We start from the raw sequence: 22,171 nt of genomic DNA on the forward strand, positions 1-22,171 counted from the left end.
CCGTTGCCGATTGTGTAGCGGCTTGTCGCGCGAGTCGCAATTGAAGCCCGTTCAGCACCTCGGAAGGTGCATTACCCCACCATTCTTCGGCGGCAGGGAGAGAAGATGGGGCACGTCGCAGGCCGGTCTCGGCCGGCTGATGTGATAGCCCTGGATCTCGTCGCACTCCTCGCATTCCAGCAGCGCCAGCTGCTCGGCCGTCTCGACGCCTTCGACGGTGACGCGCATGCCGAGCGCATCGCCGAGCAGAATGATCGCGTGCATGATCGCATGCGCTTCCTTGTTGTCGACGATGTCGTTGACGAAGGATTTGTCGATCTTGATCTTGTCGAAGGGGAAGCTCGAGAGATAGCTCAGCGAGGAGTAGCCGGTGCCGAAATCGTCCATCGAAATGCGGATGCCGCGCTCCTTCAGCGCATGCAGGATCGGCAGCACCTCGCCGAGATTTTCCATCAGCACGCTTTCGGTGATTTCGAGCTCGAGCCGCAGCGGCGACAATGAGGCCGCCGCCAGCGCTTCGCCGACATCACTGGTCAGGTCGCTGCTGCTGAACTGCATCGCCGAAACGTTGACCGCGACCTTGATGTCTTCAGGCCATTCTACTGCATCGTTGCAGGCTTGGTGCAAAACCCAGCGGCCGATATCGACGATGAGGCCGACCTCTTCGGCGAGCGGAATGAAATCTATCGGCGCAACACGGCCGCGGATCGGATGGTTCCAGCGGATTAGGGCCTCGAAGCCGCAGATGCGCCGCTGCGAAAGGTCATAGAGCGGCTGGTAATGCAGCTCGAATTCTTCCTTCTCGATGGCTGCTCTGAGGTCCGCCTCCAGCGCGTGGCGCAGCTGCATCTGCGCTTCCATCTCGCCGGCGAAGAAACGCTCGCGCTTACGCCCGTCCGCCTTGGCATGCGACAGCGCCACGCCGGCATTCTTCAGCAGGATATCGGTTTCCTCGCCATCCCCCGGGGCGACTGCGATCCCCATCGAGACGCTGAGCTCCATATGTTTTTCGACGTGCAGGAATGGCTCGGAAAGCTCACGGCGGATCTGCTCGGCCAGCGCCGTCACGTTCCACGGCTGCTGTCTGCCCGTCTGCAGGATGGCGAATTCGTCCGAACCCAGCCGCGCCAGGGTGTTCTCCGAACCGGCCGAGGCCCGGATGCGCGCGGCGACCTGCTGCAGGATCGTGTCGCCGGCGGACACGCCCATCATGTTGTTGATCGATTTGAACCGGTCGAGGTTGAGGTGAATGAGGGCGATCTGCTCGTCCCGTTTGCGCTCTGCGAGTGCTGAATCGACCTGCTCGCGGAAATGGATGCGGTTCGGAAGACCGGTCAGCGGGTCGTGGTGGGCGAGATAGGCGATGCGCTCGGCGGCCTTTCGATCCTCGGTAATATCGGCATGAATGGCGATATTGCTGCCGTCGGCAAGGATGGTCACCATGCTCTGGATGATGCGGCCATCATCCATCAGCCATTCGCGCCGACGGATGCCGCTGCTTTTTACGGCTGCGGAGGAATGTCGCCCGGCGCGCCGGCCCGGCTTGGAGCCAGTGCCTTCTGCACCGCGCATTTTGTCGATGAGATCGGCGATGGTCGCGCCGGGAGTGACATCGGCCTGGGTCAGGCCGAAGAGCTGACCGAAGCGAATGTTTGAAAGCGTCAGCCGCTGATCTGCGTCAAAGACGCTAAGACCGAGTGGCAGGTTGTTGAGGATGATTTCGAAGAGTCTCTGCTGTCCGTCGAATGCCTGGCTGAGGGCTGACATATTGCCTCTCAGCGCATGGTTCTCCCTCAGCAGCGTTTCCGCGCTTCTTTCGATCTCGTCATAGTCGCTTTCATGGACACGATAGGTCGCGATGACAAGTTCCATCAGGCGCTGCGCATCGACCGATCCATCGGCGGTGACGGCCTGGCTGCATTGCTGCCAGAAGAGCGCTTCAGCCTTCATGGCGAGGCCTCTGCAGGGCGGCCGCGACGGCCACGGTCGCCATCGGTTGATGGACGTACCTCATCACATCGAAAACTCTTCCAAAAGTGGCCATGAAATTGATTTTTCATAAACTAAACGTCCAGGTGGTATCTCGTGACGCTCATTCTGGACGGGCGGGATTAATATTCGGTTGCAGTGCAACAGCGGCTTCGCGTCGTTAGACATTTGTTTTATATGTGAAAAATTGCTGAAATACCGCAACGCCTCCTCGCCTGGCGCCGGCAGATGCTCAGCTTCGGGCCGTTTCGTTAACCGTTGTCAATCATCGTTAATGAGAAGTTAACAACTTATTGACGCACCGCGCAAATCAGTTTAACCAGCGAGTCAATCAGTGATTTTCCACGTTCGTATTGCGTACAAACACCACCGGCAAAAGGCGGTGAATGGAGGTTTGTATGACCAGCACCACATCCGTTTCCGATACGTCATATGCATATCTGGCGACACTCTCGCGGCTTGATGCCAATGGCGATGGTGTCCTCAGCCGCGGCGAACGTGCTGCCGATGAGAAGCCCGGCATCATCAAGGAACTTCTGGAAGAGGACAACACCAGCGATACGCAGCCGAAATTTTCCGGCAGCCTGATTGCGCTGATGATGGACTCGCGTGACAGCGGCATGGCAAGCAGCATCGCCGTCCCTTATCCGTTGCAGCAGACGGCGCCGACGACCGGCGATCAACCGGACGATCTGTACCGCAACACTTACGGCCAGTTCGATTTCAGCGCCGTCGCCTGAGACGCTCCCGAATCCGGTCATCTGCAAGCCGGCCGTTGGCCGGCTTTTCTCGTTCTGCGGGTCTGCCTTAGCGCCTCCTGTCGGATACGCGCCGCTCTAAATGAGGAACACCTTCCGGGGTTGATACGTTCAGAAGGACAACCGGACGGAAGGAGATCTCCATGAAAGCCATGTGCACCATCGCCGCCCTGAGCCTGCTTGCCTTTGCATTGCCGGCGGGTGCCCAGGACAAGCAGACGGCGGTCGCCAATTTCGCCGGCAAGGACGGCAAGGAGGACGGCCGCGCGCAACTGACGGCTGCCGCCACCGGCGGTGTCTTGATCGAGGTCGAGATATCGGGACTGCCGGCGAACAAATGGGTGGCCTTCCACGTTCATGAGACCGGCCGATGCGACGCCGCGACCCATCACGAGTCGGCCGGCGGTCACTTCAACCCTGAGAAGGCCGAGCATGGCATCCTTGCGGCCAAGGGGCCGCATGCTGGCGATATGCCCAATCAATATGTCGGGCAGGACGGCGTGCTCAGGGCGCAGGTCTTCGACAGCATGGTCACGCTCGATGGCAAGACCGACGGCATTCGCGGCCGCGCATTGATGGTGCACGCCAATTCGGATGACTATCGCAGCCAGCCCTCGGGTGATGCCGGGGAAAGACTGTCCTGCGGCGTCATTCAATAGTCTGCTGCATAAGTTCCTGGATCACTGTTTCATTGCCGCGTCAGTGCCGGCTTTTCGGCGGCCGATCTGCCGTTGGACGTCTTTGCCGGCGCGGCGTTCGGCGCATCCGGCAACGCGGCCCGATTGTTCTCGTCGAAGGCGAGTTTTATGCGCTTTGCCATGTCCCGGCTGACCGTCCACCAGTCACCGGTCTTTGCCCAATAACGCAGCGTCACGAAGATCGCGCCGTCACCGAGGCCGTCGATGAAGACGCTCGGTTCCGGTGACTTCAGCACCCGGGAATCGGCTTTGGCAAGGCCCATCAATGTTTCCATCGACTGATCGATGTCATCCTCCACCTTGATCTTCAGCTCGTTCCGCCGCGTCGCCTCGCGGCTGAAATTGGTAATCGGCGTATTCCAGAGCGTCGAATTCGGCGCCAACCGGTAGAGCCCGTCGGCGGTCCTGAGTTCGGTCGCAAACAGTCCGATTTCGCGCACCGTGCCGGCCACGCTGCTGGTCTCGATATATTCGCCGACCCGGAACGGCCTGAGGATCAGCAGCATGATGCCGGCGGCGATATTCTGCAGCGTTCCCTGCAGCGCCAGTCCGATTGCCAGGCCGGCTGCGCCGAGGGCCGCGATGATCGACGCCGTCTGGACGCCGAACTGGCCGAGCACGGTAATGAACACCAGGATGAGCAGCGCGTATCGCAGCACATTGGTGAAGAAGCGCGCCAGCGTCTCGTCGATGCCATGGACGCGCGACAGGCCTTCATAAGCCCAGCGGCTGGCGAAACCGGCAAGCGCCCAGCCGAGAACCAGCAGGATCACCGCCCCAAGGACGGAAAAGGAATATTGCACCGCCAGCGCGCTCGCCTGGCTGAGCGCCGTTTGCGTGGCAAGAAGGGCGTCGGCTGCTTGTTGTTGCATGATCTGGCCTTTTCTACGTGGTCGGGCCTAGATGGGGCAGATGGCGGCAGCGTCAACCGCAAGCGGGCTCGCCGATCGCAAGCACGAAGGGCGCGTTGCCGTCGGCATCGGCGCCGCGTCCGATCGCCCGTACGGCCGCAACAAGCCGGCCGCTACGGTTAAGCAGCGCGTCGCCGATCTCGATCAGCCGGGCGTTCGGCGTCGCGAAAGGCGAGGCCGCCCGCAGCCGGCGCGCAAGTGTTTCCTCACTCTGATCCGGCGCGAGCGACAATGCGGCGATCAGGGCTGCCGCCGGTGAGCGCGACACGCCCATCCAGCAATGGATGAGCAGCGGCGTCTCCTGCCGCCACGACGCGGCAAAGTCGATGATTCCCTGCACATGCGTTTCGTCGGGCGCCACCAGGCCGCCGGTGCCCTTGAAGGTAATGTCGTTCATCGCAAGCGTCAGATGACGGTCGGCCGCGATCACGCCCGGCCGGTGAAAGGCCTGCTCCTTGGCGATCAGGCTGATCATGTCACGCGCCTTGTGGCGCACGGCCATCTCTGCGATGCGCGATAGCGGCGAGACGACGATGAAACTCACGAGACCATCTCCCGCGCGGTCTCGATCGCCGCGAAGCGCTCGCAGAACAGCCTCTGGGCTTCGATTGCCGGCAGCGGTTCGATCATCAGCATCTCCCTGCTGACGCCGCGCGGCTGGCCGAAGAACTTCTGTGCCTCGGCCGGTGTAAAGCCGGCGAGCACCGTCGCCTCGAAATAGGCGGCGATCGTATCGGCTTTCTTGATTCGGTCCTTGAGGTCGCGCGCGGGATGCGGCGGCAGGCCGAAGCGCAGGTGCACGGCGGCCTCCAGCCGCTTTTCCACCGTCTTGTAGCCGCCGCCGACCACCGATTTGAACGGCGAGATCATATCGCCAATCACATATTCGGGTGCGTCATGCAGCAGCGCCATCAGGCACTCCTGCGGGGAGGCATCATTGACGCGGCGGAAAATGTCTTCGACGACGAGGCTGTGCTGCGCCACCGAAAACGCATGATCGCCTGACGTCTGGCCGTTCCAGCGGGCAACACGCGCCAGCCCATGGGCAATGTCGATCAGTTCCACATCGAGCGGCGAGGGGTCGAGCAGGTCGAGCCTGCGCCCGGACAGCATGCGTTGCCAGGCGCGGGGAGCTTTCGCCGTTGTCACGCGCTGGCCTCGTCGGCGCTGGTGGGAAAGACAAGGCCGGACCATTGCGGCAGGACGAGGGAAACGGGTGTCTCGCCGGCGAGCAGCGGCGTGCCGGCAGCGATTGCCGCGCCGGCGCGGTCGATGCGCACAATCGCCAATCCATGGTCGCCTTCGACCGAACCGAGTGTCCCGACAGGCTTGCCGGCGGCGGATATCTCCGTCCCGGTCTCCGGCAGAGCCGTTGCGGCGGACACTGTCACGACGCGCCGGCGGGCGGTGCCGCGGTGCTGCATGCGCGAAACGACCTCCTGGCCGACATAGCAGCCCTTCCTGAAGGAGAGGCCGCCATTGAAATCCATCAGCACGTCGTGCGGAAAGGCATCCTGCAGGGCGAAGTCCGATCCTGATGTGACGATGCCGTGGGCGATGCGCAGCGCATCGTAGAGGGCTTCTTCACCGTCGCCGTGTTTGCCGGGCTGACGGATCAACGTGACGCCTGCCTTGGCGAAGCGGCTGTCCCGGACGCTTTGGCTGTCCCGGACGCCCTGGGCACCTTCGCTCCAGGAAACGGTGACACCTTCGTCGGCGCGCGGCGCAAGCGTGACGGCGGCGCGCAGCTTGTACATCGTCAGCCGCTTCAGCAGGCCATCGCGCTGGCCGGCATCCGTTTCGATCGTATAGCCGTCGCCCTCCTGCCAGACCATGAAGTCGAACAGGATCTTGCCCTGCGGCGTCAGCAGTGCCCCGGGCCGCGCCTCGCCGGCCTCAAGCGAGATGATATCGGTGGTGATCAGGTTCTGCAGGAAGGATTGGGCTTCCGCGCCGCTGACGGAGAGAAGTGAGCGGTCTTTCAGGAATACGGCTGGCATGGCGGAACCTGTCGCGTTGGTCATCGCTCAGAGGTATGTCTTCATGAGGTGGATCGCAAGCGTCCCACCGAAAGGCGAAACGCGAAAGGCGCAAGCGTGGTGGGCGTCAGTCGCCCGCCGTGAAGAATTTCCATTTGCCCTGCGGCGTAATGCCGAGGCGGTAGAAATTATAGCCGCCGAATTCCTGCATATCGGAAAGATCGCCGGCGGTGACGATGCGCAACAGCTCGACGCGCTCAGGCGGTGTCAGCGACTTCAGGTCCTTCTCGGCGAAATAGGGCCAGACATACATCTCGTCTGCCGTACCCTGGCCGACATGCACGAAGCCGGTCGAGACGATGTCGAGCATGATGGCGAGGATTTCGTCTCCGTCAGGATCGCCGGAAAGATCCTTCAGCGTGCCAATCGGATCCTCCGTGGGCTCGCCGACAGTCACCTGAGTCTGCTCTGTGCCGGTGCCCATCAGCGGCCGCAAGCGTTCGAGATCGCCGGAGGCCGCCGCCTCGACGATCTGCTCGCGCATCTTGCGAACCGGCTCGGGCACCTTGCTGATGTCGTAGATCACTTCGGCGGGTTTGGAAGCATCCTGGGCGCCCGGCGTCTTGTCGACACCTTGATTGTTCTGGCTGTTGACCAGCGGATCGGCCATGGGAACGCTGGGAGCGGTCCCGCCCTGCGGTTGGCTCTGTCCCTGAGCGCTTCCCGGCGCAGCCGGCGCGTCGTTGGCAGCCTGGCCGGGGATCTTGTGCAGTTCGGAAAGCGCGTAGGCTGCCGGGGCAAGGAAAATATTGCCGGCGGCGAGGCTGAATGCAAGCAGCACCGGCGCGAGCGGAATTCGCGAAATTTTCTCTTTACCGGTATGCATCAAACTCTCTGATAACAATTATTGCAGGGTGCGGTTCGCGGAGAATTCGCCGGCAAGCATGCGTTCACGCAGCGAATCCAGCAAGGCTTCGGCGCTGCTTTCCCCGTGCAATCTGATCGTCTCGCGCAGGGCATGCGCAATAGCGGCATCAGCGATGATCTCAGGCTCGATTCCGTCGGCCATGCCGTCGGCCCAAGCCTCGTTCTGGTACTCCAGAGCCGCCTGCATCTTCTCGTGGACGATCATGTCGTCGATCTCGTTGAGGCTTGCTTCCATTGTCTTTTCCTCAGAACTTCTCATGTCTTACTGCACCGTTAACAACACTAACAGCCTTTTCCCAAAACGACACGTCCACATGCGAAAACAGGTTAATTAAACGTCAATTTCCAAAACGCGAGGTAATTTCTGTGGCGAGTGTTGCACCTTCGTTACGGTAGCGCTCTTCTGCCACGATGGCCGCTGCGGTGCAATCCGTATAGACGGAGGCGAAGGCGCGGTAGCCGCGATTGAAGGCTGCAGTCAGTCTTTCCTTGCGCTGCGGCTCGTTGCCGGTCTCCGAATCGAGCAGCTGCTGCATGCCGTTTCGCCACTCGTCGCCGCCTGCCGCCTTGCAGAGCGTTCTCAAATAATGCACCGAGCCCAACACCTCGGCGAGCCGTGCCAGCTTGTCGTCGTAGGGCACCGTCACCGCAGGCGGCGGCGCAATCTCCTCCTCCCGTGGAGGCGGCGCGTTCTTGCCCTGCGCCATGGTGGGACCGGCGAGCACGAGCAGGGACAGGAAAACGCGTCGAACGGGAATCATGCTCCCAGTTGATACGTTGAGCATGACGGCAACAAGGCGCGCTTGAGAGTTTCCACGTCTATTCGCCGCTATTCGTCGCCCGAAAGCCGCTCTGCGCATTCGAGCACGCTCTGCGGCACCGGCAGCCGCCGGATTTCCTCAACCGTGTACCAGCCGAGCGCCGCCGCATCGTCGGCGGCCTCAGCCACCAGCTCCCGATCCGCCTCGACGCGAAAGACCGACAGGAAGAAGTGGCTGCTGAGGCTGCCATCGGCCGCATGGGTCTTCAGGTCATAGGTCGAAAACAGCTGCGGATTGCGCACCGAAATGCCGGTTTCCTCACGGAATTCTCGCAACGCCGTTTGCTCCGGCGTCTCGCCCGGTTCGGCGCGGCCGCCTGGAAAGGCATACATATCGGCAGAAGGCGGATTGCGCCGCAACACCAGAAGGAATCGTCCGTCGCGTTCGAGAATGGCGGAGGAGGCGGCTTTGGCGGTGGAGATCATGGGATGGCTCTTGCTGTGATGGCCCATCCTACCCGATGAATAGTGATCAAGAAATGCGAAGGCGCGAAAGGTGCTTCCGTGACCTACATCATTTATGCCTTTGCCGCCGTCTTCGAGATCGCCGGCTGCTTCGCCTTCTGGGCGTGGCTGAGACTTGGAAAGCCCGTCTGGTGGCTGGCGCCCGGAATGGTTTCGCTGGCACTTTTTGCCTGGCTTCTGACGCTGGTCCCGAGCGAGGCCGCCGGCCGGACCTTCGCAGCTTATGGCGGCATCTATATCGCCGCCTCACTGCTCTGGCTCTGGCTGGTCGAAAGCCGCGTGCCTGATCGCTACGATATCGGCGGGGCGCTGGTCTGCCTTGCGGGAACGAGCATTATCCTCTTTGGGCCGAGAGGCTGACGCGCCTTGACCGGACTCAAGCCGGGTGCAAAGACAAGCCGATGTGTGGACGTTTCGCCCTGACAAGCTCCAGCGCCGACCTGCGCGAATTTTTCTCCGGTGTCGATCTCGATGAGTTTCCGGCGCGCTACAACATCGCGCCGACGCAGCCGATCCTCGTCGTCATAGCAGGCGAGGGCCGGGAGCAGGGCAGCAACCAGGCCGACCGTCGCGCCGTGCTCGTGCGCTGGGGTCTGACCCCGGCCTGGGTCAAGGACCCGAGGGACTTCCCACTGCTGATCAACGCCCGCTCCGAGACCGCCATCGGCAAGGCCTCCTTCCGGGCGGCCATGCGTCATCGCCGCATACTCATCCCGGCCTCCGGCTTTTATGAATGGCATCGCCCATCCAAAGAAAGCGGCGAGCGGCCGCAGGCCTATTGGATCAGGCCGCGTCAGGGCGGGGTCGTCGCTTTTGCCGGGCTGATGGAGACATGGTCCTCGGCGGATGGTTCCGAGGTCGATACCGGCGCGATCCTGACGACAGCGGCCAATTCGGGCATATCGGCGATCCACGATCGCATGCCCGTGATTATCAAGCCGGAAGATTTTTCACGCTGGCTGGATTGCAGGACGCAGGAGCCGCGCGAGGTGGCCGACCTGATGCGGCCGGTTCAGGACGATTTTTTCGAGGCCGTCCCGGTGTCCGACAAAGTCAACAAGGTCGCCAATATGGGGCCCGACCTGCAGCAGCCGGTCGTCGTCGAAAAGCCGCTGAAGGCCCCCGAGAAGCAGAGGCCTGACGACGGCCAGCTTAGTTTCTTCTGAATACTATCTGCCGCTTCGTTAGTCGCGTGAGCGCTCAAGCGGATTTCTTGACGCTGGTCGGCTTGTGTTTCGCCATCAGCGATGCCGCGGCAACAGCCTTGAGGCCGACGGGGCGATAGTTGGCGGCGAGATCGGGCTTGGCCGTCTGCTGTTCGCCGCTACTGCTCTTCTTCGAAGTCACGATACTCTCCTTACGTGGTTCTTCCCAGGGTATTTTGTATTTTGAAGTTTGGTCACCAATAGCGACAAAACGGGGACGCAGCTTATCAGGATTTGTAAACGCGCACCATAATTCGCGAGGCTTAACTGAAGCCTACGTTGGTTAATACTTACTGAAGGGAGCGGTTCCAATAAAACTGCGCAGCCGTTTTTCCGGGGAAAAAGCGCGCAACAGTTTTCAGGGGAATGCGGGAGGCGAAGAGAGACGCAATGCCATCACCAAAGCGCGTCGCGTCAAATTTGATTCATGCGACGCGCTTAGCCCTTTATGTTGATGCATGTCGTTGTCCCGGAACCGCTGCACACTTCCGGGCGACATGCATTCGAAAATCAGGAAATGCGTCCGCGTCAGATGTGACGGCCGATATCGTCGTCGCCGACGCCGGGTTCCTCGATCGTCAGCGTCCCGTATTTCCGGCGCCATTTCCGCGCACCGAAAGGAAGCGATATGAGATAGGCGGCAACAGTGAAGACCATCACCTCCCAGGTGTAGCTCATCAGCAGAGCCACATAGAGCACGACGCCGAGCATCATCGGCAGCACGAGATCGCGCCGCAGCCGGTTGCCTTCCGATTTGCCCGACCAGACCGGCAGCCGGCTGATCAGCAAGAAGGCGATGACGACGGTATAGATCGACGAGAAATAAGCGAAGGTGCGGTCCGTCGCCAGGCCGAGGAAGCCGAGATAGACCGGCAGCAGCACCAGCATGGCGCCGGCCGGCGCCGGCACGCCGACGAAATATTCCGATTGCCAGCTCGCCTTGTTCTCGCGTTCGGCCATGACGTTGAAGCGGGCAAGCCGAAGCCCGGCGGCGATCGCATAGATCAAAGCGGCGATCCAGCCGAGCGAGCGCGCCTGGTCGAGCGCGAAGACATAGACGACGAGGGCGGGAGCGACGCCGAAATTGACGATATCGGCAAGCGAATCCATTTGCGCGCCGAACTTCGAGGTCGCCTTCATCAGCCGGGCCACGCGCCCATCGATGCCGTCGAGGAAGGCGGCGACCAGCACCATGGAGACGGCGAGCTCGTAACGGTTCTCGAAAGCCAGCCGGATGCCGGTCAGCCCGGCGCAGATCGCCAGAATGGTGATGAGGTTCGGAAAGACAAGACGGAGCGGGATTTCGCGCAGACGCGGGCCGCGGGCGGAATCATCCGGACCATTGGGCTCGAAAGGCGGAAAGGGCGTTTCCATATCGCGTTCCAATCTGAACCTGGAGCATGTCGCGCAAAACTGTGCAGTGGTTTTGCGATAATGACATGCGTAAAAACAAAGGGCTAAAGCGCGAGCAGCGAATCCGAAAGATCGCGACGCACCTTAGCTGCGGCGGCTGATAATGGGACCCTTGGTGGAGGCGAATTCGGCAATCACCGTTTCCCCGGCAATCGCCACCTGGCCGAGTGAGACGCGTGGCGCGGCACCGGCGGGCAGAAACACGTCGAGCCGCGAGCCGAAACGGATCAGCCCGAAGCGCTCGCCGGCATCCACCGGTTCGTTGGGGTTTGCCCAGCAGAGGATGCGCCGTGCCACGAGGCCGGCGATCTGGACCACGCCGATCTGGCCGTGACGGGTTTCGATCACCAGCCCGTTACGCTCGTTGTCCTCGCTGGCCTTGTCGAGTTCGGCATTGACGAAGCTGCCGGATCGGTAATTGATGCTGACGATACGCCCGCGCATCGGCGCCCGGTTCACATGGCAGTTGAAGACGTTCATGAACACCGAGATGCGCAGCATCGGCTCGGAGCCGAGGTCAAGCTCGGCCGGCGGGGTCACCATCTGGATCGCCGAGACCTTGCCGTCGGCGGGAGAGATTACCAGATCGTCGTCCTGCGGGGTGACGCGCTCGGGATCACGGAAGAAATAGGCGCACCACAGCGTGAAGATCATGCCGATCCAGAAGAGCGGCTTGAAGATCCAGCCCAGGATCAGCGACGCGACGAAGAAGGCGGCAACGAAGGGATAACCCTCCTTATGCACGGGGACGATCGTGTTGCGAACCGTGTTGAACAGGCTCATGCTGCCGGTCTCCTTGCGTTGTCGTTTTTTGCTGGTTAGCGAAAAACCGTCTCCGGGGCAATGCTGTGGCCCCGGCCCTGGTTCCGACGCCGGAGTTCTGAACAACAAAAGCTTGGGCCTTGTCGCTCCCGGCTCAGCTTGCCGGGGCAAGCCGCGTGATCACGCCCAGGTCGTCGCTTTCGCGCACCTGCTTCAGATGTTCCTCCGCCTGTGTCGCCTCGCGCTGCCGGTTCCACATCGAGGCGTAGAGACCGTTCCGCTCGAGCAGGGCGGCATGCGTCCCGCGCTCGGCGATCTCGCCGCTTTTTAAGACGATGATTTCGTCGGCGCCGATCACCGTCGACAGTCGGTGGGCGATCACCAGCGTCGTGCGGTTCTTCGAAACCACGTCGAGCGCCGTCTGGATTTCCCGTTCCGTCGTCGTGTCGAGCGCCGATGTCGCCTCGTCGAGGATCAGGATGGGCGGTGCCTTGAGAATGGTGCGGGCGATCGCCACTCGCTGCTTCTCGCCACCCGAAAGCTTGAGCCCGCGCTCGCCGACCTTGGTCTCAAACCCCTCGGGCAGCATTTCGATGAAATGGGCGATCTGCGCCACCTCGGCTGCCGCAAAGACCTCGCCGTCGCTCGCCGATGTGCGGCCGTAGCGGATGTTGTAGGCGACCGTATCGTTGAAGAGCACGGTATCCTGCGGCACCATGCCGATCACGGAGCGCAGGCTCTTCTGCGTGACTTTGCGGATGTCCTGGCCGTCGACGGTGATCGCGCCGCTCTGGATATCGTAGAAACGATAGAGCAGCCGCGACAGCGTCGACTTGCCGGCGCCCGAAGGACCGACGACGGCCACCGTCTTGCCGGCCGGCACCTCGAAGGAAATGCCCTTCAGGATCGGACGGGCGGGGTCGTAGGAAAAGTGCACATCCCTGAAGGCGATCGCGCCCTGGCCGATCCGGAGCTCGGCCGCATCGGGCGTGTCCTTGACCTCGGCCTGGACCTCCAGCAGGTCGAACATCTGCTCGATATCGGTCAAGCCTTGACGGATTTCGCGGTAGACGAAGCCGATGAAGTTGAGCGGTGCGGAAAGCTGCAGAAGCATCGAATTGACGAAAACGAAATCGCCGACCGTCTGCTCGCCGCGCTGCACGGCGAGTGCCGACAGAACCAGCATGATCGTCGTGCCGATGCCGAAGATGACGCCCTGGCCGAAGTTCAGCCAGCCGAGCGAAGTCCAGACATCGGTTGCCGCCTTCTCGTAGCGTTCCATCGATTTGTCGAAGCGTTTTGCCTCCATCTCTTCGTTGCCGAAATATTTGACGGTCTCGAAATTGAGGAGGGAGTCGATTGCCTTGGTATTGGCGTCGGTATCGCTGTCGTTCATCGACCGGCGGATGGCGATGCGCCAGTCGGACGCGCGGATCGTGAACCAGATATAGGCCCAGACCGTAAAGGCCGTGACGGCGAGATAGGAGAAGCCGTAGCCCCACCAGAAGATCGCCGCCGTCAGCAGGAATTCGATGACGGTCGGGACCGAATTGAGGATCGTGAAACGCACGATCGTCTCGATGCCCTTGGTGCCGCGCTCGATGATGCGCGACAGGCCGCCGGTCTTGCGCTCCAGATGGAAGCGCAGCGACAGCTCGTGCATATGCACGAAGGTCCTGTAGGCGAGCTGGCGCACCGCATGCTGCCCGACGCTGGCAAACAGCGCGTCGCGCAGCTGGTTGAGGCCGAGCTGGATCAGGCGGGTGATGTTGTAGGCGATCACCAGGGCGATGGCGCCGGCAAGCAGTGGCGGCACCGAGCCGGCGAGATCCATCCTGCCGTTCAGCGCATCGGTCGACCACTTGAAGAAATAGGGAACGAGCAGCAGCACGAATTTGGAAATCAGCAGGAAGACCGAGGCCCAGACGACGCGCATCTTGAGGTCGGGTCGGCCGGCCGGCCACATATAGGGCCAGAGGTTGAGAAGTGTCTGCAGCAGGTTGGATTCCGAGACTGTCTTGCCGTTTGCCATGCTTGTCTCCAGCCCGGATGGGCTTGCGGCGCTTGCCGCGCTTCGATGCCGGCAAGAGCACGGAACCGGAATATGCCCGAAGCGCTTCCCCCGCCACCGCCAGATAGGATGCCCGGCAGATGAATACAACAAGTGCGGGGTTCAGGAAAAGAGAGGCCGGGCGGTTAGCCCGCCCGGCCTCGTTATCATGTTTTGGCGCTTACAGATGCCGGTTGGACAGGCGTTTGCGGTGCAGTTCCTCGGCGTTCGGCAGTACATCCTTCGGCAGGCCGAAGATCTGGCCGGGACGGATGCGATCCGGATCGACGATCTTGTCCTCGTTGGCGATGTAGATCGTCGTGTAGCGAACGCCGAGTCCATAGGTGCGGCGCGAAATCTGCCACAGCGTGTCGCCGCGGCGGATGATCACCGCCGCGTTGTTTGCGGTCAGCGGCGCCTGTTCGATCGTCTTCGGCTGGTTGCCTGCTGCGTCGTTTGCAGCCGGCACGGCCGGTGCCGCCGGTGCAGGGGACGTAGAGAGTTCGGCGATGATCGCCGCCAGGCCGTCGAGGCCAGCGCCGACGGATTTTGCATCCTTCGGCAGGCCCTGCAGCATCTTCAATGCGCTGGTCGCGGTCTGCGAGGCGGCGCCGGACGCTTGCTTGAAGGTGTCGGGCGCATCGGATCCCGGACGGAAATCGGCGACCGAGCGCAAGGCGAATTCGGTTGCCGAGCGCGCCGCCGCAAGCTGTTCGGCGCCGGGCAGCTTGCCATCGGCAAACAGCCCCTTCAGCAGGCCGAAGGCCTTGCCGACTTCGGCCTTGCGCTTGCCGAGCTCGCCTTCGTCGAGCGGCACCATCGAGGCAGCACCATTTGCGTCGGCTGGGACGGATTGCGCCGCGACCCTGACCTGGTCGCCGGCCGGGCGATTGAAATTCACCGCTGCACGCACGATCACCTTGCCGGCGGGATCGACGACATCGACGCGGATCTTATGGTCGCCGACCGAGAGCGCCACCACGCCGTCGATGACGAAATGGCCGTCCGAACCGGCGGTGTCCTGGCCGACAAGGCTGTCGTCGGCGTAACCGAGGACCTTGGCGTTGGCGCGCGCCGTGCCGGCAATGAAAATCTTATTGCCCTCGATTTCGACGGCATTGACCATCACATCGGGCGCATTCGACTTATCGGGGTTGGCGGTGCCGGGAATGGCCGGGGCCGCCGCTGAGCCGCCGGAGGTGGCGTCGGTGAGGTTAGGCGTCTGCAGCGCCAGCTCGCCGGTTGGCGCAACGGTCGCAGCAGGCGCAGCCGAACCTTCGCCGGTTGCCGGCTTGTCTGTTGGCGGCGCCATCGGGTTGGAGGCATCGGCGACTTCGGTTCCGGCCTTCGGCGCGGTGATGATGCGGCTCGCCGCGCCGGGTTTGGAGACCATGGCGAGCAGATTGGCGCCGTCGCCGTCCTTCGGCACGGAGATGGTCGCGACTTCTTCGGAAAGCGTGCTCTTGCCGTCCTTGCCGGTAAACTTGAGCACGAGCTGGTGGTCGCCCGCCGCAAGCGGATCGTCGAGAACGGCGGCGAAATCGCCGCTGGCATCGACATTGGCTGTCGTCACGACCTTTTCGCCGTCAAGCACTTCGAGCTTGCCGTTCGGTTCTGCGGAGCCGGCAATCACTGTCGAGCCGTCGGGCTCGACGCGCAGGACGTCGAAGGCGGGAAGCTTCGGGCCGGCAGTCGCCGCTGTCGTGCTCGCCGCAGGCTCAGGCGCACCGGTCAGTGCAGCCTCGGCCTTGGCGATCGCGGCAAGCGCATCGGTAATGTTCTCCGGCAGCGACTGGACGATGGCGAGCGCCTTCGTGCCGCCGTCCTTCGCCTTGACGGCAAGTGCCTGGGTCGCCGGATCGAGGCCCTCGGGGATTGCGAAACCGGCAAGCGCAGTCAGCGCATCGACGGCCTTGGTCTTGGCAGCGGCGAAGACGTCGTCGGCGGGGCCTTTGCCGTCGGCAAACAGTGCCTTGAGTTCGGTAAGCGACACGCTCGCATTGGCCGACAGGCGACCCACCTTATCGGCGACGCCGGCCGCGTCGGCCACGGCCGAGCGCGATGTCTTTGCCGACTCGTTAACCGTGTCCTTGAGCTCCGTGCTCGCCTGGTTGATGGCGTCGCCGACCTTGGCTGCATCGCCGCCGATGCGCGGCATGACGAAAAATACCATCAGTAGGATTGCGATTACGAGCACTGCAAGGGCCAGCAAGCCGGCACGGTTCTTCATCATTATGTCTCCCCAGGCGGCAATTTGCCGTAGTAACCGAAATTGCTAGCGATTCCCGTTGCTTTGCACAAGCATTCAAAGCAATTCGGCAAGCTCGGCAGGCTGCTTTCCAGTCAATTTTCTTGACTGCATTGAAATGGAATAGTTGTTTGCCTCTATGACCGAACAATCTGTATCGATTCGATCCATCTGCGTTTACTGCGGCTCAAGGCCGGGACGCGATCCCTCCCACATGGCGGCCGGGCGTGCTCTCGGACGAGAGATCGCCGAATACGGCCTGCGCCTCGTCTATGGCGGGGGTACCAAAGGCATCATGGGCGCGGTAGCCAGCGGCGCGCTTTCAGGCGGCGGTCAGGTCACGGGCATTATCCCCGAATTCCTGATCGATATGGAAGCGACTCGCCACTCGCTCGGTCAGCTTAACGAACTTATTGTAACCCCTGACATGCATGCGCGCAAACATACGATGTTCGAGCGTTCCGACGCTTTCGTCGCACTGCCCGGCGGCATCGGTACGCTGGAGGAGATCGTCGAGATCATGACCTGGGCGCAGCTCGGCCGCCACGAAAAGCCGATGGTCTTTGCCAACGTCAACGGTTTCTGGGATCCGATGATGGAGCTGATGCGCCATATGACCGAAGAGGGTTTCCTGCACACTGCCCACCGGGTGCAGCCGCTCGTCGTCGATGAGATCTCCGGCATCATTCCGGCAATCATGGCCCAGGCAGCCCAGCTCGCCGCCGATCGTGACGGCGAGGATGCGGTGATCTCGAAGATGTAGGTGGCGTAGCAGCCCCCGGAGCGCCCGCCGTTTCGCCGGCAAATTCAGCTATAGGCCGAAACAAGCTGCGTCACCTGAGAACGCATCCATCGGTTGGCGGGATCATTGTCACCTGCCGCCGACCAAACCATCGATATCGGGCTCACCTTTAGATCGAGTGGAACTTCGGCCATCGCCAAGCCGAACAGACCGGCATACCGCTTCACAATTCTGGTCGGCAGAGTGGCGATCAGGGGCGCTTCGAGGACGGCGGTCAGCACGGTGAGGAATTCTGGTGCTGCCACAGAGACGTCGAGCCGCACGTTGATCCGCTTCAACGCATCATCAATGCAGCCTTCGATGGCGTCCTTCTGGGAAACCAGGGCATGCTTGAGCCCGATATAGGCGTCACGGTCCAAGGTTTCGGGAAGATCAAGAAGCTTCGGATTGTAGCAACACATCAGCGATTGCTCGAACAGCAGGCTCCGCCGGTGTCTGTTGTTGCCGTCATCGTAGCAGCCGACGCCAAGGTCTATGACATTGTCGTCCAAAAGCTTATGGACCAGCTCGGGGTTGACCGCTCGCGCAAGCACTCTGATACCGGGGGCCATCTCATTCAACATAGCGGCGAGACGCGGCACGAGCAGCACCTCAAGCTCGCTGGAAAAGCCGATGCGGAATATCTGCTCGGCCTCGCCCGGCTCGAAGGTCGCAGGCGTTACGATCGCCAGCTGCGTGCGACTGAGTATGTGCTCTACGGCTTCGGCGAAGCGCAGCGCCCGATGGGTCGGCTGCATGACCTGGCCGACACGTACGAACAGCTCGTCCTGAAGCAGGGTCCGGAGAGTGCCGAGATTGTGGCTCATGGCAGGCTGCTGGATTTTCAGCCGGACAGCCGCTTTCGTCACGCTCCGCTCCTTCATGAGCGCATCGAAGGCGACGAGCAGGTTGAGGTCGAAAGACCACAAATTGAAATGATCGATGGAGACAATTTCATTCATCGATTTGATCGTTGCACGAATTTTCCCTACTGTCCATAGCCATCAGACAGCGCTGTCCCGGTTCCAGTTCAACTCGAAAGGAAGTTCCATGAGCGATCTTGGAAAGGAATATCGTATTGCCGGCGTGACGGTCAGAAAGGTGCAGGAGCAGTATCTGCAAAACGTTCCGCCCTCATTTCTCTACCCGACTGCCGGATCCGAGGAGATCAAGGCGATCGAGCCACGTCTTTCCGCCGTCGATATGGAAGAGGGCCGCGATGCCCTTGTGGTGAGCATCCATAGCTGGCTTGTCAGGACGGCCGACCACGTCATCCTCATCGACACGGGCTCGGGTAACGATAAGGAAAGACCGCGCAATCTCGCCTTCCATCAGCAGACAATCCCGTTTCTCGACAGGTTGCGCCAGGCAGGTGTCGAGCCCGAAGACGTCGACTTCGTCATAAATACCCATCTTCACGTCGACCATTCCGGCTGGAATACCGTGCTTGAGGACGGAAGATGGATCCCCACGTTCAAAAACGCACGCTACGTCTTCCCGCGCGCCGAGCAGGAATATTATGCGTCGACGGCAAGCCACAACGACATCAACATTCCCAGCGCCGGCGTCTATGAAGACAGCGTGCGGCCGGTGATCGAGGCGGGGCTTGCCGATTTCATCGACGGTGCAGCCGATCCTTTCCTGAAACACTTTACCTTCTTGCCGACGCCTGGGCACAGCATCGGCCATATGTCGGTTCTGCTGAAGGCGGACAATCAAGCGGCAATCTTCGCCGGCGATGTCATGCACCATCCGATTCAGGTGGAACGGCCCGACCTCAACACGGTCTTCTGCGAATTCTTGGATCAGGCTGCCCAGTCCAGACGGCGCGTACTCGAACTCGCTGCCGATAATCACGCCATGTACTTCTCCACGCACTTTCCCGGTTCGTCTGCTGGATATGTAACCCGCGACGGCGAAAAATTCAGGTGGTCCTATGTCTGACAACAAGCTCGCATCTTCAGCTTTTGACGCCGGCGAGATCGTATTCGACGAGCATTATGTTGATAGCGGAACCGACGGCATCAAGCTCTATCTCCGCAATAAGCGAAGGAAGGACCACAAAGTCTTTCTCGCGGCTAAAACGATCGTGATGGTGCATGGGGCGACCTTCTCGTCCGGAAGTCTTTACGACGTTCCCTTCAATGGGATGTCCTTCATCGACTTCCTCGCTCATCGAGGCTTCGATGTCTTTGCGGTTGATGTCCGGGGCTATGGAAAATCGACCCGCCCGCCGGAGATGCAGGCGGCGCCCGATCTCAACCCCCCGCTTGTCGCCACAGACACCGGCGTCGCCGACTTCGCAACGGCCATCGATTTCGTCCTTCGACTTCGCGGCCTGAAGGCTGTCAACGTCTTTGCAATGTCGTGGGGCGGTACCGTGGCCGGTGCATATGCTGCGCGCAACCCCGACAAGCTCGTCAAGCTAGCCTTGCTCGCGCCGCAATGGCTCAGTGACGTTGCCATCCCCATCGATCAGGGCGGCGCCCTCGGCTCCTACAGGCTTGTTCCCGTCCATGCGGCCCTGGCGCGTTGGCTGGGCACCGCACCCGAATATGCGCGTGAACGTCTTGTGCCTGAGGGCTGGTTCGACCTCTGGGCCGCACTGACCCTCTCGGAGGAGCCGTCGCAGGTCGACAGAGAGCAAGGCAAACTCCGGGCCACCAACGGGCCGATCCAGGACATCCGCACCTACTGGAGAGCTGGAGCTCCCTATTATCAGCCAAGCGAGATTCGCGCGCCGGTGCTGCTATTGCACGGGGAATGGGACGTCGACGTCCCGCTCGATCTGGCGCGGGCCTATTTCGAGCAACTGACCGGCGCCTCCTATAGGCGATGGGTGGAAATCGGGGAGGCGACGCATCTCGCCCTCATGGAGAGCCACCGCGTGCAGGTCTATTCCGAGGTTGCCCGCTTCTTCGAGGAAGATTTCAAACCGGAATAGAGTCTGAACGGCGTGGCTCCGGGATCGAATCCGGAGCCCGCTTCCGCCATCAAGCCGGCCGCGCGTTCACCGTCCATCAAACCAGTCGTTCTCATGACAATTCTGATCACCACCATCTTGGATGCCGGACGAAGTGCCGTCGACATCGCCATATTCACCTTTCTGCCGCTGATGATCGTGACATTTTCGCTGATGCGCTATCTCGAGGGCATGAGCGCATTGCGATCAATCGCCGGCAAGGCCAACCCGCTCTTTAGACTTTTCGGCCTAGACGGTTTTGGGGCCTTGGCGATCATCCAACTCAGCCTCGTAAGTTCGGCTGCCCCGGTTGCTGCCCTGTCGCTGATGGCGCACAAAAGAACATCGGAGAAATTTATGGCCGCCGCCTTTGCGGCAGTGCTTGCGGCGGCGCCGGCAAATGCCAGTTTCCCGCTCGCAAGTATCGGTATCGATCCGGGTTTGATCATAATAAACGGCGTTTGCGGAGCGCTCGTTGCGTCCACTCTCGCCTGTTGGATCGTTGGGCGCCGTTCCTCGCCCGGAAAGCCCTGTTCCTGCGACAGGGTGGATGACCACGACCTAGCGAGGCGCGATCTGCTGGCGGCAATAAATCGCGGTGGCGCAGACGCCATCGGCGTCGTTTCTGCGATCCTGCCGGTGCTCGTGATCTCACTGGCTCTGGTAAGGCTTACCGAAAGCACAGGCGCGCTTTCCGCCTTCACGTGCGCTGCGCAGCCATTGCTTCAGCTGCTCGGCGCCTCGCAGCAGGATGTCCTCTTCCTGCTCACAAAGTGCCTGGCAGGATCGAGCGCAGCGGTCACCCTGTTGCTTAGCGCCCACAAGGAACTGAGCCTTCCACCGGAGAAAATCATTCACGGATCCGCATTTCTACTAAACCCTCTCGATCTTCCCGGCCTTTCCATTCTTGTCGCTTCGGTGCCGGCGCTCCGCTCGGTCGCGGGGGTTGCCGTCTTGAGCGCATTGACTGGAATTCTCGTCCGCACGGCGCTGCTAGCCTGGCTTTGAGCCAACGCTCCGGCTCGCGATAGAGAACGGCGCTACATCCTTCCGCGGCTTCCCTTCAGCATTGACCAGCTATAGAGGAACAGCCCCGCCCAGATCAGCGGGAAGGCGATCATGCGCGCCGTGCCGAGCGGCTCGTGAAAGATGAAGACGGCGATCAGGAAGATCATCGTCGGCGCAATATACTGCATGATGCCGATCGTCGACAGCTTCAGCAGCTTGGCGCCGTTGGCATAGATCATCAGCGGCACGGCGGTGATGACGCCGCAGCCGAGCAGCAGCGTCGTGTCGGCAAGCCCGGTTCGGTAGAGATGACCCTGGCCGCTGCCGAATTCGAGATAGAGGATATAGAGCAGGGCAGGGCCGCTGAGGATCAGCACCTCGAGGAAGAAGCCTTGGTTCGGCCCGAGCGGCAGCGTCTTGCGCAGCAAGGCATAGAAACCCCAGCTGATTGCCAGCGTCAGCGCCACCCACGGAATGCCGCCGCTGTCGAATGCCAGAATGGCGACGGCAAGCGCCGCCAGTACGATCGCCGCGATCTGCAGCGGCTGCAGCTTTTCCTTCAGCAGCACTGCACCGAGGAAGATGCTAAATAGCGGATTGATGAAGTAACCGAGTGCTGCGTCGAGCGAATGGCCGGCGCCGATCGCCCAGACATAGGTGCCCCAGTTGACGGTGATCAGCGACGCCGTCAGCGCTGCCATCGCCAGCATGCGCGGCGAGCGCAGCGCCGTGGCGACGTCCTGTGTCCGTCCGAGCACGATCAGCACGATGCCGGCCAGCGGCAGCGACCAGACGATGCGGTGGGCAATCACCTCGGCCGGCGAGATATGCGCCACCGCCTTCATGTAGATCGGCAGGAAGCCCCAGAGCAGATAGGCCGTCAGCGCGAAGGCGAAACCGCGCGGACTGTCTTCGTTCTTGGCCAGGGGAACGGATGCATCGGTCGACATCGGGGTGTTTCCATCTTTGTTCTGCTTCTGATCCGGCCTAGCTTAAGCGCCGTGAATAGGCCAATTCATTTCGTTGAATAAAGGCTAAGAGTATTTGAAGCGGATGGCGGAAGAATGAACGGATGATAGCGGCAAAGGCTGGTATCGGCCTCCAAAAATCCGAGTCCTGTTCCAGCCTACCGCGGGCGGGCGACAGGTGGACCAATCGAGGGAACAAACTCGCAAACCCGCTGATGATCTGCGCA

General features: G+C 61.5%; 24 protein-coding genes. 8 read left to right on the plus strand and 16 right to left on the minus strand.

The window, feature by feature from the left end; translation table 11 throughout:
- Positions 1-51: 51 nt before the first annotated feature.
- Complete coding sequence (locus CO657_RS05355) at positions 52-1,950, minus strand: putative bifunctional diguanylate cyclase/phosphodiesterase (protein ID WP_054181763.1); 1,899 nt, start codon at positions 1,948-1,950, stop codon at positions 52-54.
- A gap of 425 nt (positions 1,951-2,375) precedes the next feature.
- On the opposite strand from CO657_RS05355, the gene CO657_RS05360 reads away from it, so the two are divergent.
- Together CO657_RS05360 and CO657_RS05365 are read left to right on the plus strand one after the other, a co-directional pair.
- Positions 2,376-2,729: a hypothetical protein gene (locus CO657_RS05360; protein ID WP_197283861.1), complete on the plus strand. Its 354-nt coding sequence runs from the start codon at positions 2,376-2,378 to the stop codon at positions 2,727-2,729.
- Between the two features lie 161 nt (positions 2,730-2,890).
- Entirely contained in the window at positions 2,891-3,406 is a 516-nt protein-coding gene (locus CO657_RS05365) for a superoxide dismutase family protein (protein ID WP_054181765.1), read from the plus strand.
- Positions 3,407-3,435: 29 nt separating this feature from the next.
- On the opposite strand, the gene CO657_RS05370 is transcribed toward CO657_RS05365, so the two are convergent.
- The 8 genes from CO657_RS05370 to CO657_RS05405 form a co-directional block, all read right to left on the minus strand.
- Entirely contained in the window at positions 3,436-4,317 is an 882-nt protein-coding gene (locus tag CO657_RS05370) for a mechanosensitive ion channel family protein (protein ID WP_054181766.1), read from the minus strand.
- 52 nt (positions 4,318-4,369) lie between these two features.
- A complete protein-coding gene (locus CO657_RS05375) occupies positions 4,370-4,900 on the minus strand; it encodes a tyrosine phosphatase family protein (protein WP_054181767.1) in 531 nt (176 codons plus the stop codon).
- Complete coding sequence (locus tag CO657_RS05380; RefSeq protein WP_054181768.1) at positions 4,897-5,505, minus strand: YfbR-like 5'-deoxynucleotidase; 609 nt, start codon at positions 5,503-5,505, stop codon at positions 4,897-4,899. The genes CO657_RS05375 and CO657_RS05380 overlap by 4 nt, the downstream gene beginning before the upstream one ends.
- Positions 5,502-6,356, minus strand: a complete 855-nt coding sequence (gene ygfZ, locus CO657_RS05385) for a CAF17-like 4Fe-4S cluster assembly/insertion protein YgfZ (RefSeq protein ID WP_054181938.1) — start codon at positions 6,354-6,356, stop codon at positions 5,502-5,504. The genes CO657_RS05380 and ygfZ overlap by 4 nt, the downstream gene beginning before the upstream one ends.
- Positions 6,357-6,462: 106 nt before the next feature.
- Positions 6,463-7,221 (minus strand): hypothetical protein, encoded by a 759-nt coding sequence (locus CO657_RS05390; protein ID WP_012557133.1) that lies wholly within the window; start codon positions 7,219-7,221, stop codon positions 6,463-6,465.
- 18 nt (positions 7,222-7,239) lie between these two features.
- The gene (locus tag CO657_RS05395; protein ID WP_003578293.1) at positions 7,240-7,497 is read right to left on the minus strand and encodes a hypothetical protein; all 258 of its coding nucleotides are present in this window, start codon (positions 7,495-7,497) and stop codon (positions 7,240-7,242) included.
- A 103-nt stretch (positions 7,498-7,600) separates the two neighbouring features.
- Positions 7,601-8,047 carry a TIGR02301 family protein gene (locus CO657_RS05400; RefSeq protein ID WP_037073929.1) on the minus strand — a complete coding sequence of 149 codons (447 nt, stop codon included), beginning with the start codon at positions 8,045-8,047 and terminating at the stop codon, positions 7,601-7,603.
- A 44-nt stretch (positions 8,048-8,091) separates the two neighbouring features.
- On the minus strand, positions 8,092-8,508 hold the full coding sequence (locus CO657_RS05405) for an NUDIX hydrolase (RefSeq protein WP_054181770.1): 417 nt from the start codon (positions 8,506-8,508) through the stop codon (positions 8,092-8,094).
- Positions 8,509-8,586: 78 nt separating this feature from the next.
- On the opposite strand from CO657_RS05405, the gene CO657_RS05410 reads away from it, so the two are divergent.
- Both CO657_RS05410 and CO657_RS05415 read left to right on the plus strand, forming a co-directional pair.
- The gene (locus CO657_RS05410) at positions 8,587-8,907 is read left to right on the plus strand and encodes a YnfA family protein (protein ID WP_054181939.1); all 321 of its coding nucleotides are present in this window, start codon (positions 8,587-8,589) and stop codon (positions 8,905-8,907) included.
- Positions 8,908-8,948: 41 nt separating this feature from the next.
- Positions 8,949-9,713: an SOS response-associated peptidase gene (locus CO657_RS05415; RefSeq protein ID WP_054181771.1), complete on the plus strand. Its 765-nt coding sequence runs from the start codon at positions 8,949-8,951 to the stop codon at positions 9,711-9,713.
- 34 nt (positions 9,714-9,747) lie between these two features.
- Here the strand turns inward: CO657_RS05415 and CO657_RS36630 are convergent, their stop codons facing one another.
- From CO657_RS36630 to CO657_RS05435, 5 genes are all read right to left on the minus strand, one after another.
- Entirely contained in the window at positions 9,748-9,894 is a 147-nt protein-coding gene (locus CO657_RS36630; protein WP_003587549.1) for a hypothetical protein, read from the minus strand.
- A gap of 386 nt (positions 9,895-10,280) precedes the next feature.
- Positions 10,281-11,126: a CDP-diacylglycerol--serine O-phosphatidyltransferase gene (pssA, locus tag CO657_RS05420; RefSeq protein ID WP_054181772.1), complete on the minus strand. Its 846-nt coding sequence runs from the start codon at positions 11,124-11,126 to the stop codon at positions 10,281-10,283.
- Between the two features lie 123 nt (positions 11,127-11,249).
- The gene (locus tag CO657_RS05425; RefSeq protein ID WP_003587546.1) at positions 11,250-11,948 is read right to left on the minus strand and encodes a phosphatidylserine decarboxylase; all 699 of its coding nucleotides are present in this window, start codon (positions 11,946-11,948) and stop codon (positions 11,250-11,252) included.
- 133 nt (positions 11,949-12,081) lie between these two features.
- A complete protein-coding gene (locus CO657_RS05430; RefSeq protein WP_054181773.1) occupies positions 12,082-13,959 on the minus strand; it encodes an ABCB family ABC transporter ATP-binding protein/permease in 1,878 nt (625 codons plus the stop codon).
- A 199-nt stretch (positions 13,960-14,158) separates the two neighbouring features.
- Positions 14,159-16,210, minus strand: coding sequence for a LysM peptidoglycan-binding domain-containing protein (locus tag CO657_RS05435; protein WP_054181774.1), 2,052 nt, complete (start codon positions 16,208-16,210; stop codon positions 14,159-14,161).
- Positions 16,211-16,364: 154 nt separating this feature from the next.
- Here CO657_RS05435 and CO657_RS05440 point away from each other — a divergent pair, with 154 nt between their 5' ends.
- The gene (locus CO657_RS05440) at positions 16,365-16,988 is read left to right on the plus strand and encodes an LOG family protein (RefSeq protein WP_003587542.1); all 624 of its coding nucleotides are present in this window, start codon (positions 16,365-16,367) and stop codon (positions 16,986-16,988) included.
- A 44-nt stretch (positions 16,989-17,032) separates the two neighbouring features.
- Here the strand turns inward: CO657_RS05440 and CO657_RS05445 are convergent, their stop codons facing one another.
- Positions 17,033-17,968, minus strand: a complete 936-nt coding sequence (locus tag CO657_RS05445) for a LysR family transcriptional regulator (RefSeq protein ID WP_012557142.1) — start codon at positions 17,966-17,968, stop codon at positions 17,033-17,035.
- Positions 17,969-18,056: 88 nt separating this feature from the next.
- Here CO657_RS05445 and CO657_RS05450 point away from each other — a divergent pair, with 88 nt between their 5' ends.
- The 3 genes from CO657_RS05450 (at position 18,057) to CO657_RS05460 (ending at position 20,976) form a co-directional block, all read left to right on the plus strand.
- The gene (locus CO657_RS05450) at positions 18,057-18,950 is read left to right on the plus strand and encodes an MBL fold metallo-hydrolase (protein ID WP_012557143.1); all 894 of its coding nucleotides are present in this window, start codon (positions 18,057-18,059) and stop codon (positions 18,948-18,950) included.
- The gene (locus CO657_RS05455; RefSeq protein WP_012557144.1) at positions 18,943-19,950 is read left to right on the plus strand and encodes an alpha/beta hydrolase; all 1,008 of its coding nucleotides are present in this window, start codon (positions 18,943-18,945) and stop codon (positions 19,948-19,950) included. Before CO657_RS05450 ends, CO657_RS05455 begins: the two co-directional genes overlap by 8 nt.
- A gap of 375 nt (positions 19,951-20,325) precedes the next feature.
- A complete protein-coding gene (locus CO657_RS05460; protein ID WP_245292941.1) occupies positions 20,326-20,976 on the plus strand; it encodes a hypothetical protein in 651 nt (216 codons plus the stop codon).
- A gap of 32 nt (positions 20,977-21,008) precedes the next feature.
- On the opposite strand, the gene rarD is transcribed toward CO657_RS05460, so the two are convergent.
- Positions 21,009-21,926, minus strand: coding sequence for an EamA family transporter RarD (gene rarD, locus CO657_RS05465; RefSeq protein ID WP_012557146.1), 918 nt, complete (start codon positions 21,924-21,926; stop codon positions 21,009-21,011).
- Positions 21,927-22,171 lie beyond the last annotated feature (245 nt).

Source organism: Rhizobium acidisoli (assembly GCF_002531755.2).
Taxonomy (GTDB): domain Bacteria; phylum Pseudomonadota; class Alphaproteobacteria; order Rhizobiales; family Rhizobiaceae; genus Rhizobium; species Rhizobium acidisoli.